This window comes from Candidatus Symbiopectobacterium sp. NZEC135, from assembly GCF_025962695.1.
On record NZ_JAGFPF010001180.1, the window covers coordinates 1 to 671 of the forward strand.

1 protein-coding gene is annotated in these 671 nt (G+C 51.7%); it reads left to right on the forward strand.

Going from position 1 to position 671, the window contains the following annotated elements:
• Positions 1–671 (forward strand): Ig-like domain-containing protein (locus J5224_RS33195; RefSeq protein WP_264629154.1); only part of this gene is annotated, 671 nt, incomplete at both ends.

A 671-nucleotide genomic window follows, 5' to 3' on the forward strand; every position in this document is an offset into this window, starting at 1 on the left:
TGCGACGGTGAGAAACCATACTACGTGGGAAAAAAGCTCTGTCTTTGTGCTCGGGAATACCATCGCTGACGGCGACTTTACGGTGGCCAGCGGTGCGCTCGCTGATGGCATCAACAGCAATGCACTGCGTGCGATAGTGAAAAATGGACAAGGCAAACCGGTTGCGAATGCCACCGTAACCTTTGCGGTAACCAGCGGTAGCGCGACAGTGACGAACGCGGCGGTGCAGACGGATGCAAACGGCGTGGCAACCAGCGGGCTGACCAGTCTGGTTGCTGGCGACAATCAGGTCACGGCAACGGTGAATGATGCAACTACATCGGTGCAGACCTCTACGTTTGTGGGCAAGTTCATTAATGTGTCTGCCACTAACGCGACGTTTACTATCACCGATGGCTTTCCAAAAACGGGCTTCAAAGGTGCAAGATTCTCATTAAAGGTGACAGGTGCTGCAAGCGATTATCTTTGGGACAACGGTGGCAATGCATGGACCACGGTAGATTCCAATGGAAATATCAGTATCACTGCGAAAGGTAATTCAACGCCGGTCACTATTAAGGCAACACCAAAGGCTGGCGGGCCGGCGCTGACCTACACCTTCTCAGTGAATACCTGGTTTATTAATAATGGTAACTCGACAGCTGATAGAAATGGTGCTTCATCTTGGTGTG